Origin of the sequence: Saccharopolyspora sp. 6V, assembly GCF_020176785.1 — a bacterium.
Taxonomy (GTDB): Bacteria; Actinomycetota; Actinomycetes; order Mycobacteriales; family Pseudonocardiaceae; genus Saccharopolyspora_C; species Saccharopolyspora_C gregorii.
This window is the reverse complement of the sequence record NZ_JAIUKB010000094.1, coordinates 30,897-44,562: the sequence shown is the minus strand read 5'-3', so window position 1 is coordinate 44,562 and position 13,666 is coordinate 30,897. Positions and strand designations below refer to the sequence as shown.

Annotated in this window: 12 protein-coding genes and 1 pseudogene; 5 read left to right on the top strand and 8 right to left on the bottom strand. The window is 72.1% G+C overall.

Annotated elements, in window-relative coordinates:
- The first annotated feature begins 25 nt into the window (after positions 1 to 25).
- On the top strand, positions 26 to 787 hold the full coding sequence (locus LCD35_RS18975) for an MBL fold metallo-hydrolase (RefSeq protein WP_224955539.1): 762 nt from the start codon (positions 26 to 28) through the stop codon (positions 785 to 787).
- A gap of 70 nt (positions 788 to 857) precedes the next feature.
- Here the strand turns inward: LCD35_RS18975 and LCD35_RS18970 are convergent, their stop codons facing one another.
- A complete protein-coding gene (locus LCD35_RS18970) occupies positions 858 to 1,877 on the bottom strand; it encodes a GTP-binding protein (protein WP_374108110.1) in 1,020 nt (339 codons plus the stop codon).
- 174 nt (positions 1,878 to 2,051) lie between these two features.
- Between LCD35_RS18970 and LCD35_RS18965 the strand changes: the two genes are divergently transcribed.
- Positions 2,052 to 2,846, top strand: coding sequence for an acetoin reductase (locus LCD35_RS18965; protein WP_224977616.1), 795 nt, complete (start codon positions 2,052 to 2,054; stop codon positions 2,844 to 2,846).
- Between the two features lie 208 nt (positions 2,847 to 3,054).
- Here LCD35_RS18965 and LCD35_RS18960 read toward each other — a convergent pair.
- Positions 3,055 to 3,525 (bottom strand): annotated as a pseudogene (locus LCD35_RS18960) (lysostaphin resistance A-like protein); the annotation flags it as partial.
- Between the two features lie 550 nt (positions 3,526 to 4,075).
- On the opposite strand from LCD35_RS18960, the gene LCD35_RS18955 reads away from it, so the two are divergent.
- On the top strand, positions 4,076 to 5,494 hold the full coding sequence (locus tag LCD35_RS18955; RefSeq protein ID WP_224955542.1) for a histidine kinase: 1,419 nt from the start codon (positions 4,076 to 4,078) through the stop codon (positions 5,492 to 5,494).
- Between the two features lie 4 nt (positions 5,495 to 5,498).
- Entirely contained in the window at positions 5,499 to 6,152 is a 654-nt protein-coding gene (locus tag LCD35_RS18950; RefSeq protein WP_224955543.1) for a response regulator transcription factor, read from the top strand.
- 173 nt (positions 6,153 to 6,325) lie between these two features.
- On the opposite strand, the gene LCD35_RS18945 is transcribed toward LCD35_RS18950, so the two are convergent.
- The 4 genes from LCD35_RS18945 to LCD35_RS18930 all read right to left on the bottom strand — a co-directional run bounded on the left by LCD35_RS18945 (position 6,326) and on the right by LCD35_RS18930 (position 9,888).
- Positions 6,326 to 7,153, bottom strand: coding sequence for a carbohydrate ABC transporter permease (locus tag LCD35_RS18945; RefSeq protein WP_224955544.1), 828 nt, complete (start codon positions 7,151 to 7,153; stop codon positions 6,326 to 6,328).
- Complete coding sequence (locus LCD35_RS18940; protein ID WP_224955545.1) at positions 7,150 to 8,061, bottom strand: carbohydrate ABC transporter permease; 912 nt, start codon at positions 8,059 to 8,061, stop codon at positions 7,150 to 7,152. The genes LCD35_RS18945 and LCD35_RS18940 overlap by 4 nt, the downstream gene beginning before the upstream one ends.
- Positions 8,058 to 9,257, bottom strand: a complete 1,200-nt coding sequence (locus LCD35_RS18935; RefSeq protein WP_224955630.1) for an extracellular solute-binding protein — start codon at positions 9,255 to 9,257, stop codon at positions 8,058 to 8,060. The genes LCD35_RS18940 and LCD35_RS18935 overlap by 4 nt, the downstream gene beginning before the upstream one ends.
- A 256-nt stretch (positions 9,258 to 9,513) precedes the next feature.
- Positions 9,514 to 9,888, bottom strand: coding sequence for an Imm1 family immunity protein (locus tag LCD35_RS18930; RefSeq protein WP_225044582.1), 375 nt, complete (start codon positions 9,886 to 9,888; stop codon positions 9,514 to 9,516).
- 382 nt (positions 9,889 to 10,270) lie between these two features.
- On the opposite strand from LCD35_RS18930, the gene LCD35_RS18925 reads away from it, so the two are divergent.
- Positions 10,271 to 10,459 carry a DUF397 domain-containing protein gene (locus tag LCD35_RS18925; protein WP_224955547.1) on the top strand — a complete coding sequence of 63 codons (189 nt, stop codon included), beginning with the start codon at positions 10,271 to 10,273 and terminating at the stop codon, positions 10,457 to 10,459.
- A gap of 63 nt (positions 10,460 to 10,522) precedes the next feature.
- Here the strand turns inward: LCD35_RS18925 and LCD35_RS18920 are convergent, their stop codons facing one another.
- The gene (locus LCD35_RS18920) at positions 10,523 to 11,743 is read right to left on the bottom strand and encodes an FAD-dependent monooxygenase (RefSeq protein WP_224955548.1); all 1,221 of its coding nucleotides are present in this window, start codon (positions 11,741 to 11,743) and stop codon (positions 10,523 to 10,525) included.
- Between the two features lie 52 nt (positions 11,744 to 11,795).
- Positions 11,796 to 13,604, bottom strand: a complete 1,809-nt coding sequence (locus LCD35_RS18915) for an ABC transporter ATP-binding protein (protein WP_225044581.1) — start codon at positions 13,602 to 13,604, stop codon at positions 11,796 to 11,798.
- Positions 13,605 to 13,666: the final 62 nt, after the last annotated feature.

The window sequence follows — 13,666 nt, the reverse complement described above, 5'->3', positions numbered from 1 at the left end:
ATGATCGTCCCGGGAGGGGATCCTGATGAGCGAGAGCCGCGTCGTGCAGGCCGCCGAAGGCACGTACCTGGTCCGCGGGAGCAGCAGCAACTGGGTGATCCTCGTCGAGGACGACTCGGTGACGCTGATCGACGGCGGCTACCCGGACGACGCCGACGCGGTGGAGGCCTCCGTCCGCGAGGTCGGCCACCGGATGCGGGACGTGGAGGCGGTGCTCGTCACCCACGCGCACGTCGACCACATCGGATCGCTGCCGCACCTGGCCCGCAAGTACGGCTTCCCCGTCTACCTGGACCGGGTCGAGGTCGCGCACGCGAAGCGCGAATACCTGCAGCAGGTGTCGCCGAAGCAGATCCTGGCGAACGCGTGGCGGCCCGGCGTGCTGCCGTGGGCGGCGCACGTGGTGCGGGCCGGGGCCTTGAAGCCGTGCGCCGTCCCGTCCGCCGAACCGTTCCCGCGGGAGGGCGCGCTGGACCTGCCGGGGCGGCCGGTGCCGGTGCCGACGCACGGCCACACCTCCGGGCACAGCGCGTTCCACCTGCCGCAGCGCGGGGTGGTGATCAGCGGCGACACCGTGATCACCGGGCATCCCACGTCGCGGGTCGAGGGGCCGCAGCTGCTGCTGCCGATGTTCCACCACGACGGCGCCCGCGCCGTGCAGTCGCTGGACGCGCTGGAAGGGCTGGGCGCGGACGTCCTGCTGCCCGGCCACGGCCCGATGCGCACCGGATCGTTGAACAGGGCGCTCGGCGAGGCCCGCGAGAACGCCGCCCGCACCCTCCGCTGACCGGCCGAGTCCGCACCCCCGGCTGCGTGCGCGGCGCGGTCGGCGGACCGGGCGCGGAAGCCGCGGTGGATCAGCTGACGTAGCGGAGGACGGGCAGCATCGCGTAGTCGCCGTGCTCGGCGGGAGACCCGGCCGCGCAGGCCGCGAGCCGGGCGCGCAGGTCGGCTTCGTCCAGCTCGGTGCCGATGAGCACCAGCGCGGTGCGCGGCGCTTCCCCCGCGGGCCACTGCGTCCGGTGGAAGCGCACGTAGTTGCCCACCGTCTGGAGCAGGTACGGCTGCCGGTACCCCGGGATTCCGAAGTGGACGGTCCCCTTCATCCGGTACAGCCCGGCGGGGCGCGAGTCCAGGAACGCCATCAGGGCCCCCGGATCCACCGGATCGTCGAACTCCACGGCCACGCTCCGGTAGGCGGCGTGCGCGTGCTCGGCGCAGTCGTGCTCGGCGAGCAGGTCGGTGAACGACAGCTGCCGCGGCCCGGTGTCGGCGGGCCGTTCCGGCCGGTCGAACAGGAACGCCGGATCGACCTGGCCGCGTTCGGCCTCCAGCAGCGGGATTCCCGGCGCCTCGGCGGTGATCCGCTCGCGCAGCGCGGCGAGCTCGCCCGCGCCGACCCGGTCGACCTTGTTCAGCACCACCGCGTCGGCGAACCGCAGGTGGGTGGCGAACTCGGGGTGGCGCCGGACGGTGCCGTCGAACTCGGCGGCGTCGACCACCTCGACGAGCCCGCCGTAGCCGGTGCGCGGATTCTCGCCCGCCAGCAGCATCCGGATCAGCTCGCGCGGATCGGCCAGCCCGCTGCATTCCACGACGATCACGTCGATGCCCGCTCCCGGCTCGGCCAGCCGCTCCAGCATCGCGTCCAGCCCACTCGCGTCGACCGCGCAGCACAGGCAGCCGTTGCTGAGCGAGACCATCGAATCGACCTGCCCGGCGACGTTCATCGCGTCGATGCCGATGCTGCCGAAGTCGTTGACCACGACCCCGATCCGGGTGCCGCCCGCGGTCGCCAGCAGGTGGTTGAGCAGGGTCGTCTTGCCCGAGCCCAGGTAGCCCGCGACCAGCACCACCGGGATCCGCCCGCCCGCCACCGGCATCGACCTCCTCCGCGTCCGTCCGCCGCGAACCTACCGGCCCCGCGCGGCCCGGCCGCGGACGGTGCCGTTGTCAGCATGTGAGAACGGGCCTTGGGCGGTGGCGGTCGGTCGCGCAGCATTCGGTTCGCCGGGTCGAGTGACCTGGGACACGAACACGGAGGTCTGCACATGAGCGACCAGGCAACGACGCCGCGGAACGCACTGGTGACCGGCGCCGGGCAGGGGATCGGCAAGAGCATCGCGCTGCGGCTCGCCGCCGACGGGCTGGACGTCGCGATCAACGACATCCCGGCGAACGGCGAGGCCGCGCGGGCGGTGGCGGCGGAGGTCGAGTCCCTGGGCCGCCGTGCGACGGTCGCCCTCGCCGACGTGTCCGACGCGCAGGCCGTGGACGGCATGGTGGCGCAGGTCGCCGCCGACCTCGGCTCCCTCGACGTGATGGTCGCCAACGCGGGGATCGCGCACGTCAAACCGCTGCTGGAGGTCACCCCGGAGGAGTTCGACCACCTGATGTCGATCAACCTGCGCGGGGTGCACCTGTGCTACGGCGCCGCCGCCCGGCGCATGATCGAGCAGGGCGGCGGCGGGAAGATCATCGGTGCGTGTTCGATCGTCGGCTACCGCCCGTTCCCGCTGCTCGGACCGTATTCGGCGTCGAAGTGGGCGGTGCGCGGGCTCACCCAGGCGGCGGCGATGGAGTGGGCGCAGTACGGCATCACCGTGAACGCCTACTGCCCGGGCATCGTGGGCACCGCCATGTGGGACCACATCGACGAGAAGCTCGCCGAGAACGAGGGACTGCGCAAGGGCGCGGCGATCGAGAAGTACTCCGAACTGATCCACCTCGGCCGGGTGTCGGTGCCGGAGGACGTGGCGAAGTTCGTGTCGTACCTGGCATCCCCGGACTCGGACTACATGACCGGGCAGTCGGTGATGATCGACGGCGGCGTGCAGTTCTCCTGACGCGGGGGACTCCGGCGGGTTCCCGGTGGGCCCGCCGGAGCCCCGCGGCCCTGGCGATGCCGCGGCGCCGCGCCAGCCGGTCGATCCACCACGCGTAGACCACGGTCAGCGCGGTCGTCGGCAGCACGTCCCAGGCGGCGAAGTCCCCGGACTGCTCCAGGCTCGGCACGCCCTGCGTGCAGGCGACCAGCATCCCGAACGCGTTGTTCACCACGTGCAGCGCGATCGCCGCCTCCAGGCCGCCGGTGCGCACGGTCAGCCAGCTCATCGCCAGCGCGAACACGAACATGTCGGCCAGCACCAGCGGGTCGTCGTACCCGTGCAGCGCGACGAACAGCACCGAGGTGAGCACGGCACCGGGCCACGGGGTGCGCCACCAGGATGAGAAGGACTGCAGCAGGAACCCGCGGCACAGGTACTCCTCGGCGGCGGCCTGCAACGGCACCACCGCCAGCGTGATCAGCGCCAGCAGCGCGTACCGGGCGAACCCCGGCCACTGCGCCGCGAGCCACGGCTCGCCCCGGGTCAGGCCGAACGCCGTGACCAGTGCGAAACCGCCCAGCGCCCAGCCGGTGCAGTGCGCCAGCCACCGCAGGCGCAGTCGCCCCTCCACACTGGACAGAGTTCCGGCGGGTCGGCGGTGCGCCCACCTCGCGGTGAGCAGCACCGCGGGCAGCATCGCCGCGACGACCAGGAATCCCGCGGTGTACTCCCACACCGGGTCGGCGAAGGTGCCGTCGTGCTGCTCCACACCGGCCAGGGCGGCCAGCCCGAAGACGACGCCGGTCACCAGCCCCATGCACACCAGCGCGAGCAGGCCCAGGAGCGGGAAGCCGAGCAGGGTGCGCCACCAGCGGTGCCGCGAGCCGCGCTGCGGCAGGTGGTACGGGATCCCGCCGCCGGGGCGGGGAGTCCTGGTGTCCTGGGTGGTCGGGACCATGCGGATCCTCTCCTGGGGAAGTCTCGTCGGCTGTTGCTCGGAACCTCGGCGCTCGCGGCGCCGCGGGATCGGTGGCGCCGCGGCCCGGCGGCGGTGCGAGCCGCTCCGGTGATCGCCCGTCCTCGGCTTCGCCACCGAGCGGGGCACCGGCACGGGAACCGGCTCGAAGCTATGCGCCGCTCCCGCACCCGATCGTCGGCCGACCGGATGCTGGTGCCGGTCGATCGGCCACGAAGTCGTGGCCATCCGGTGCTTCCGGCCGCCGGGCGTCGGGCACGATGATCGGGTGGTGTCATCGGGGAAGAGGGTGCCGTCGCCGCGCGAGCTGGCGGCACGGGTCGCCGCGGAACCGCGGCTCGTGCGGGAGGCGGTGCGGGCGGCGCCGCGCCGCGTGCGGCTGGCGGAGTCGGTGTGCTTCGTGCTGCTGGTCGCCGCCGGGCTGGCGATCCAGCTGAACATGCCGCCGGAGCTGGTGCCGGCGCCGCGACCGTCGGTGCCGGTAGCCGTGCTCTCCGCGCTGTGGGCGGCGGTGCTCGTCCCGGCGCGGCGCCGCTGGCCCGTCGCGGTGCTGCCCGCGCTGGTGTTCGGCGAGGCGGTGCTCAGCATGCTGCTGTTGCCGGTGCTGGCGTTCTCCGCGGGCAGGCGGACCCGCAGCCCGGCCCTGCTGTGGACGGCGGTGCTGGGCACGGTGCTGCTGGGGACGGCCTACGACGCGCTGCTGCGCCCGGCCGTCCCGATGAGCGGCGCGGACTTCGCGCTCACCCTGGTCGGCTCCGCGGTGCTGCTGGGGGTGCCCGCCGTCGCCGGGCAGCTGCTCGGCACCCGGCAACCGCTCGTGCGGCTGCTGCGGGAGCGCAACGACTACCTGGAGAGCGTCCGCCACCTCACCGCCGAGCAGGCCCGCAGCGCCGAACGCGCCGACATCGCGGGCGAGATGCACGACATGCTCGGCCACCGGTTGTCGTTGTTGTCGCTGCACGCCGGTGCGCTGGAGCTGTCGGCGGCGAAGAAGGCGCCCGAGGTCAGCGAGCAGGCCGAGTTCGTGCGCGCCACCGCGGGGGAGGCGCTCACCGAGCTGCGCGGCATCCTCGGCGTGCTGCGTTCCGGTGCCGTCGACGCGGGCCGCGACGACAGCAGCGGCCGCCGGGCCGACGTGGAACGGCTCGTGGCCGAGTCGCGCACCGCCGGGATGGCGGTGCAGCTGCACTGGCACGGCCCCGACCTGGACGAGGTGGATCCTCGCGTGCGGCACGCGGTGCACCGCATCGTCCGGGAGGCGCTCACCAACGCGCACAAGCACGCGCCGGGCGCCGCGGTGGTCGTCGAGGTGTCGGCCGCGGATCCCGTGTCGGTGCGGGTGCACAACGCGCCGGTGGCCGCTCCGGATTCGCCGGCGCGCGGGCTGCGCAGCGGTCTCGCCGGACTGGAGGAACGCGCCCGGATGCTCGGCGGCACGTTCACCGGCGGCCCGGGCGCGGACGGCGGCTTCGCGGTGCGCGCGGAGCTGCCCGCGCACCCGCCCGCGGCGCCGCCACCGGAAGCGCCGGTGCGGGAACGGCCGCCGGTGCGGGAAGCGGAAGTGCTCACCAAGCCGCGGATGTTCGGCGCCGGGGTGCTGCTGTTCGTGCTGGCGGTGCCGATGCTGCTGCTGGTGTGCGTGCTGGTGTTCGCGCTGATGTTCAGCTCTGGCGGCGTGCCGCTACCGTAGGCGCATGATCAGAGTGCTCATCGCCGACGACGAGACGTTGATGCGCGCGGGGATCCGGCTGATCCTGGACAACGCCGACGACGTCGAGGTGGTCGCGGAGGTCTCCGACGGGCCCGCCGCAGTCGCCGCCTGCCGAGGGCAGGAGGTGGACGTGGCGCTGCTGGACGTGCAGATGCCCGGCGGCGACGGCATCACCGCGGTCGCCGGGATCGCGCGGGAATCGCCGCGCACCCGCAGCGTCGTGCTCACCGCGTTCGGCGACGACCGCAACGTGGCGCGGGCGCTGCGGTCGGGGGCGAGCGGGTTCCTGCTCAAGGACACCGGCCCGGCCCAGCTGATCCACGCGGTGCGCGAGGTCGCGGCGGGGGAGCCGATCCTCGCGCCGCAGATCACCCGCGGCCTCATCGAACGGCACCTGCTCACCCCGGACGCGGGCGAACCGGCGCGGCGGCGGCTCGCCGAGCTCACCGAGACCGAGCTGGAAGTGCTGCGCGAGGTCGGGGCAGGCCTGTCCAACGCGGAGATCGCGACGCGGCGGCACATGGCGGTGGGCACGGTGAAAGCGCACCTGAGTAGGCTGCTCACCAAGCTGGACTGCACCAACCGCGTCCAGGCCGCGATCGTCGCGCACGAGGCGGGGATCCTGGACGGGCGTTGACCGCGAGGTCCGCGTCGAACCGGTACCCGGCCCAGAACCCGGCGAGCCCGGCGGTGATCACGGCGGTGATTCCCACGAGGTGCGGCATGTCCGGTCCTCTCCGCGGAAGGGGTGGACGTCCAGTCTCGACCCGCCGCGTGTCACCGCCGTGACGGGCCGGTTTCCCGCTCGGGTCAGCCGTTGACACCGGTCTCGGTGACGCCGCGCACCAGGAACCGCTGCAACCCGGCGAACAGCAGCACGATCGGCAGGATGGACAGCGCCGCCGCCGCGAACAGCAGGTTCAGCTGCGGGTTCTGCGCGGTGAGCAGCGCGGACAGCGCCACCTGCACCGTCCACGACGACGAGTCCTGCGCGATGACCAGCGGCCACAGGAACGAGTTCCAGCTGCCGATGAACGTGATCGCCCCGATGGCCGCCAAAAACCCCGTCGAGTTCGGCAGCACGATCCGCCGGAACACGCCCCACCGCCCGAGCCCGTCGATGCGCCCCGCGTCTTCCAGATCGGCGGGGAAGTCGAGGAAGAACTGCCGGAACAGCACCGCGTTCAACGCGCTGAACAGCCCGGGCACCACGAGCCCGCGCAGGTCGGAGAGCCAGCCGAGGCTGGACACGAGCACGAAGCTCGGCACGAACGTCACCGAGGTCGGCACCAGCAGCGTGGCCACCACCGCGCCCAGCACCTTCCCGGAATGCCGGTAGGGGATGCGCGCCAGCCCGTACCCGGCGGCGGCGCACAGCACCAGCGATCCGGCGGTCTGCAGCACGGCGATCACCAGCGAGTTCAGCAGGCTGCGCGCGAACGGCACGTCGGTGGCCGACAGGAGTTCGGTGATGTTCTCCCAGCGCGGGTGGGCGGGCCAGAACGTCCAGTGCGGGGAGGTGATCTCCTCGCGGGTGGCGAGCCCGTTGCGCACCAGCAGGTAGAACGGCAGCAGGAACAGCGCCGCCGCGAGCAGCAGCGCGCTCCAGCGGGCGGCGGCGGCCGCACCGCGCCTCACCGCTGCCGCCCGGTGCCGAAGCCGAACACCTTGCCCTGCACCAGGGTCACCACCGCGATCAGCGCGGACAGGATCACCGCACCGGCGCTGCCGCGGCCGAGGTCCTGGCCGCCGGAGCCGAGCGCCGTGTAGTACAGGTACACCAGCGGCGGCCGACCGTACGGCGGGTAACCGCGGGCGTCGCCGAGGATGTTGTAGAACTCGTCGAACGCCTGGAACGCGCCGATGAGCAGCAGCAGGAGCACGGCGACGCTGGTGCCGCGTAGCTGCGGCAGCGTGATGTGCCGGAACACCTGCCAGCCCGGTTTCGCCCCGTCCAGCCACGCCGCCTCGTACAGGTGCCGCGGGATGCGTTGCAGCGCCGCGATGAACAGCAGCATGTAGAAGCCCAGCTGCAACCACAGCCGCGCGGTGATGAGCACGATCCAGTACAGCGGCGGGTCGGCGGTGCCGGTCCAGGCCACCGGTTCGACGCCGAACGCGCCGAGCGCGCTGTTGACCAGCCCGGAGCTCACCCCCGGGAACAGCGAGGTCTTCCAGATCAGCGCGGCCACCACGTAGGAGCAGGCGAACGGCAGGAAGAACACGGACCGGAAGAACGCCTTCGCGACCGGCAACCGGTCCACGGCGAGCGCGAGGGCGAGCGCGGCGGCGTAGGTGAGCGGCACGATGCCCGCGGCGAACGCGGTGAACGTGCCGAGGCTGGCGAGGAACGCCTCGTTGCCCAGCATCGCGGCGTAGTTGTCGACGCCGACGAACACCTCGGGCGTGACGGTGTTGCGGGCGTCGAAGAAGCTCAGGTACAGGCTCCACCCGATCGGCACGTAGGCGAACACGACGAGCCCGAGCAGCAGCGGGCCGACGAACAGCCAGAAGTCGCGGGCGTCGCGGCGGGTGCGGGCGCTCACCCGTGCAGGCGCTTCAACTCGGCGTCCGAAGTGGACACGACCTGCCGGGTCTCCGCTACGGGATCGGCGCCTTGGCGGGCGATGCGGAACAGCGCGTCGGACAACGCCGAGCCCGCCGCCGAAGTCCACATCGGACCGCCGACGAGGTGGGCGTGCTCCCGGGTGTAGCGCACCGCGTCGGCGGCCGGACCGGTGCGCAGTTCCGCCGCCCGGCCGGTGAGGCTGTCCCGGGCCGGCAGGTGGAAGCCGAACGCGGTGGCGAACTCCAGCTGGTGGTCGGTGCGGTCGACCCACAGCCAGCGCACGAAGTCCTTCGCGGCGGCCACGTCCGAGCTGCGGGCGTTGACCATCGCGCCGTACGCGCCGATCGGCACCGACGGCGCGCCCTGGTCGTCGAGGCGCGGGAACGGCAGCACGCCGAAGTCGTCGCCGAGAGCGGCCGCGACCTTCGGGATGTTCCACAGCCCGGTCCACTGCATGGCGGCGAGCCCGTCGATGAACGCGCTCGGATCGGACCAGTCGGCGGGTGCGCCGAGCAGCAGGCCGGAGTCGCCCAGCTCGGCGAGCTTGCCGAACGCGACGGCGGCTCGCGGATCGTCGAACCCGGTGCTCCGCTGGTCGGGGGTGAGGTAGTCCAGGCCCGCGGACCACAGCAACGGCCCGGCGAGCACGCCGACGCCGCCGTCGTTGCCGACGAACAGGCCGCGGGAGGTGGGCGAGTCGAGGCGCTTCGCCGCGTCGATCAGCTCGTCCACGGTCCGCGGCGGGCGCACGCCCGCGTCGGCGAGCCTGCTCTTGCGGTAGAACAGCACCTGCGTGTCCACGGCCTGCGGGATCGCGTACAGCCGCCCGTCGACGGTGGCGGTCGCCAGCACCTGCTCCGGGAAGTCGTCGCGGGCGTCGCCGAGCACGTCGTCCAGCGGTACCACCTGGTTCTGGCGCACCCAGTCCACCTTGACCTGCGCCTCGAACACGTCGGGGACCGCGCTGTTCTGCAACGCGGTGACGATCTTCGAGTCGTAGTCGCCGGGGTTCCACTGCACCGAGACCTCGCCCTGCGGGTACTCGGCGGCGTAGCGCTGCACGGCCTCGTGCACGCCGTCCTCGCCGTAGGCGTGGTACCACTGCTGCAGCGAGCCGGGCGCCGAGCCACCGCGCCCCGTGTTGGAGCCGCAGGCGGCGGCGGTCAAGCCCACCGCGCCCAAGCCGATGCCGGCCAGCAGCGACCGCCGGGTGAACCCCGGTCCGCCGAGCCGCGCCGAGGACACCCCCGAAGTCGTTCTGCGCACGGCGGATGACGCTAGGACGCAAGATCGCGCAGGTCAACCGCTCCCACACCGTGGTCGTCGGTCGGTCCTGCGCCGCTCACCAGCACGACCACCCGATCACCACGCCGCTCACCCGCCCGATCCGTCCCCCGATGGAGTGGCGGCCGTCCCGGCCGCGTCCAGGTCACCGCTCGCCCTCGACATCGCCGAGCACGGCGCGCAGCAGCTCCGGCGTGATCGTTCCTTCCTCGGGCACCGCCTGCATCGCCGCGCGATAGCTCGTCCACCGCACGCACTGCGGCCGCACCCCGGTCGTCGCGAACTCTTCGGCCGCATCGACGACGGTGCCCGCGTCGATCTCGGCGCCGGGCGGGAAGGGGATCTCGTTCGCCCCGTACATCTCGCTCTCGGTGTTCTCCCCGCTGGTGGACACCACGTCGTCGCTCTCGCCGTGTCGCCAGTAGCAGGCGCCGCGTCCGCCGCGGAAACCGATCACGAGCTCCGCGGCCTCCTGTTGGAGATGCAGCACGACGCGGTCCGCCGCCGCGTACCGGGTCACCACACCCCCCGGACGTCACCGATCTGCACCGGAGTCCCGTCATCCAATCGCACGACGAGCGTCATCGTTCCGCCTTCCCGTGGGAGGTCCTTTGGTAGGGAAGATCGTTCAACGTCGACATGAGCCCCCGTTCGTCTCCGTGCCGCACAGCATGCCGGGCAACACCGACAGAGCGGGTTCGGGCTGACGGATGGACGCCCTGCTCGTCCGGGGCGAGCGGGTGGGAAAGAGCCTGGTGCACGCCGAGAACAGGAGGGTGGGCAGGTCTTGCACGAGCTTGCGGATGTATCCGCATGTGTCGGTGCGGTCGCTACGATCGAGGACTTGGCGTGTGAGGCGAGATCCGGCTCGTCGCGGACATCCTCGATCAGCGGGAGGCGTCGTGAGTGCACGGGGTTGGCGCAAGTCCAGCCGCTCCAACCCGAACGACAACTGCGTCGAAGTCGGGCGGTCAGCGGGCGGTGCCGCGGTGCGGGACACGAAGGACCGGGCCGCCGGGTACTTCGCGGTGCCGCGACCGCGGTGGTCGGAGTTCCTGGCGGCGCTCAAGTCGGGTCGCCTCGACCGCTGACGCACGGTGAACGGCCCGTTCGACCGAGCGGATCGGACGAACGGGCCGTTCACCCGCGGTGCGTCAGCGGGAGGTGGACTTCTCCGGGCGGCTGCCGAGGGCTTCGCCGCGGCGGCAGGCCAGGTACCAGCGGTGCCCGTTGTCGTACCAGCGCATTCCCCTGCGCACGGCCGGAACCTGCGTCGCCTGGTGCATCCGGTACTGCCACGGCGACTGGGCGCCGCCGCGCGCGGCCATCGCGTACGCCACGTCCACCGCCTCCCGGTCGAGGTAGCGGTCCGCCCGCTCGAACCAGGCCATGCTGGTGCGCCCGGCCGCCTGCAGCGGGCGCAGCGCGCTGCGGCCCTGCTGGTCGAAGTCGCGCAGCGCGGTGTCCAGGTGCTCGTGGTCGTGCAGCTTCTGCGCCAGGATCATCGCGTCCATGATGGCCAGCCGGGTGCCGGAGCCGATGCTGAAGTGCGTGGTGTGCGCGGCGTCGCCGAGCAGCATCACGTTCTCGTACCGCCAGCTCCGGTTGAGCACCTGGGTGAACCGCTGCCACCGCGCCGCTTCGCCCCGGGAGCTGCTGATCAGCGAATGTCCTTCGAGGGGCTTCTCGAAGATCTTCTCCAGCAGCCGCACCGCGTCCTCGTCGCCGCGCTCGTCGAAACCGAGCGCCTTCCAGGTCTGCTCGGTGGTCTCCACGATGCAGGTGCTGACGCCGGCGCTGGACGGGTAGGCGTGGAACCAGATCCAGCCCGCCGAGGTCCGCTCGAACGCGAACGTGAACCGGTCGAAGACCTTGTCCGTGCCCAGCCAGATGTAGGGGTTGCTGCCCGTCTCCACCCGGGTGCCGAACTCGTCCTCGTGCAGCGAGCGCACCTTGCTGCCCGCCCCGTCCGCGCCGATGATCAGGTCGCTGTCGGCGAGCTCGTCGAGGCTCTGCACGTCCTGCTCGTAGTGGACGTCCACGCCCAGGTCGGTGGCGCGTTCGGCCAGCACGTCCAGCAGCGTCGCCCGGTTCACGCTGAACCCGTAGCCGCCGAGGAAACCGTAGTCGGTGCCGCCGAGGACGATCTGCTGCTCCTGCCACAGCGTGGACGCGGACCGGATCTGCTGCGCGCTCTCCGCATCGTTGGCGTACAGCGGATCGAGCAGGTTGTCCCAGTACACGACGCCCCACCCGTAGGTGGCGCCCGGCGGATCACGCTCGATGACGGTGATGTCGTGCCCGGCGTCGCGCAGCTTCGCCGAGATCGCGAAGTACAGCCCGGCCGGTCCAGCACCTACGCACGTGATCTTCATGGGCACCTCCTGGACGGGGGCGGCGGGTGGCCGCCCGGTTGTCGTTGCGCTGTCACGTGTGCTCCCGCGTCCCGCCGTTGCGCTGCGCGGGCGCGCCGTGCACCACTTCCTCCGACGGGTGGTGCAGGTGGTAGAGGTGCGCGTAGCCGTTGTTGCCCGCCAGCAGCTCCGAATGCGTGCCGAGGCCGGTGACCCGGCCGTGGTCCAAGTAGAGGATCTTGTCCGCGTCGGTGACGGTGAGCAGGTTGTGCGAGATGACGATCGTGGTCCGCCCCGCCATCAACCGGTTCAGCGGGCCGAGGATCCGTTGCCCCGCCTCGGCGTCCAGGCTCGCGGTCGGCTCGTCCAGCAGCAGGATCGGCGCGTCCCGGATCATCGCGCGGGCGATCGCGATGCGCTGGCGCTGCCCGCCGGAGAGCAACCTGCCGCGCTGTCCGACGCGCGTCTCGTACCCGTCGGGCAGCGCGGCGATGAAGTCGTGCGCGTCGGCGGCGCGCGCGGCGTCCACCAGTTCCGCGCGGTCCGCATCCGGTTTGCCCGCGCGGATGTTGTCCTCGATCGTGCCGTCCAGCAGCAGCGTCTCCTGCAGCACGATCGCGATGTGCGAGCGCAGCTCCTTCGGGTCCAGCTCGCGCAGGTCCGCGCCGTCCAGCGAGATGCTGCCGCGGTCCGGGTCGTAGAACCGCAGCAGCAGCTTCGTCAACGTCGACTTCCCCGCGCCGCTGGCGCCGACGACGGCGACGCGTTCCCCGGGCTCCGCGGTGAGGTCCACGTCGTGCAGCACCTCGTCGGCGGTGTCCGGGTAGTGGAACCCGACCCGGTCCAGCCGCACCGCGCCGCGCACCCGGTCCAGCCGCTTCGGGTTCCGCGGGGCGGGCACGTGCGGGCGCTGGTCGAACAGCTCCAGGATGCGTTCCGCGCTCGCCGCCGCCCCGTAGATCACGTTCGAGAGCTGGCCGAGGTTGCTCACCGGCGAGTACAGCTGCGACAGGTACACCAGGAACGCCAGCAGCCCGCCGAGGGTGATCCGGCCGGACGCCAGCTCCCAGATGCCGACGCCGACGATCGCCATGATCGCCAGCACTTCCAGCAGGTCCACCAGCGGCTCGAACAGGCCGCCGATGCGGGCCGCGGACAGCTCCGCGGACAGGCTGGACCGGCTCTGCCGGGTGAACCGCCGCACCTCCGCGGACTCGCGGCCGTAGGCCTGGATCAGCGGGGCGTTGCCGAGGCTTTCCTCCGCGACCGTGCCGATCGACCCGGTGCGGCCGGCGACCTCCCGGGACGCCGACTTGATGCGCATCGCGAAGAACCGCGCCACCGCCAGGAACAGCGGGACGACCAGCAGCGCCACCACCGTGAGCCGCCAGTCCAGGTAGAACAGCACCCCGGCGAACACCACGATCTTCACCAGCGACGCCACCGTCTGCGTGATGCCCGACAGCACCAGGCTCTCGATGGACGCCACGTCGGTGGTGAGCCTGCTCAGCGTGTCGCCGAGCCTGCGCCGGTCGAAGAAGTCCACCGACAACGTGTGCAGGTGGGTGAACACCCGGATCCGCAAGCGGTTCAGGAAGTGCTCACCGATCCACACCGTCAGGTAGCTCTCGCCGAACCCGACGATGCCCATCACGATCGTGATCCCCGCGTACGCGACGGCCACCAGCGGGAACAGCGAGAAGTCCCGCGGCGTCAGCACGTCGTCGATGAGGACCTTGAACAACCAGATCGCCGCCGCGTCCAGCAGCGGCGACACCAGCACCAACCCCAAGCTGAGCACCATGTACCAGCGGAACGGTCGCGCGTCCGGCCAGAACCGCCGGAACACCTCCCGCACCCCGATCGATGGCGCGGTCTCCACCAAACCCGCCTCTTCGGCGACCGGTGGATCGAACAACCACCGAATCGGTCCCCGCACGACTT

Excerpts from the sequence above, each read along its gene's own strand:
- LCD35_RS18950 (WP_224955543.1), top strand. The coding sequence starts at position 5,499 with ATGATCAGAGTGCTCATCGCCGACGACGAGACGTTGATGCGCGCGGGG.
- LCD35_RS18965 (WP_224977616.1), top strand. The coding sequence starts at position 2,052 with ATGAGCGACCAGGCAACGACGCCGCGGAACGCACTGGTGACCGGCGCC.
- LCD35_RS18920 (WP_224955548.1), bottom strand. The coding sequence starts at position 11,743 with ATGAAGATCACGTGCGTAGGTGCTGGACCGGCCGGGCTGTACTTCGCG.
- LCD35_RS18975 (WP_224955539.1), top strand. The coding sequence starts at position 26 with ATGAGCGAGAGCCGCGTCGTGCAGGCCGCCGAAGGCACGTACCTGGTC.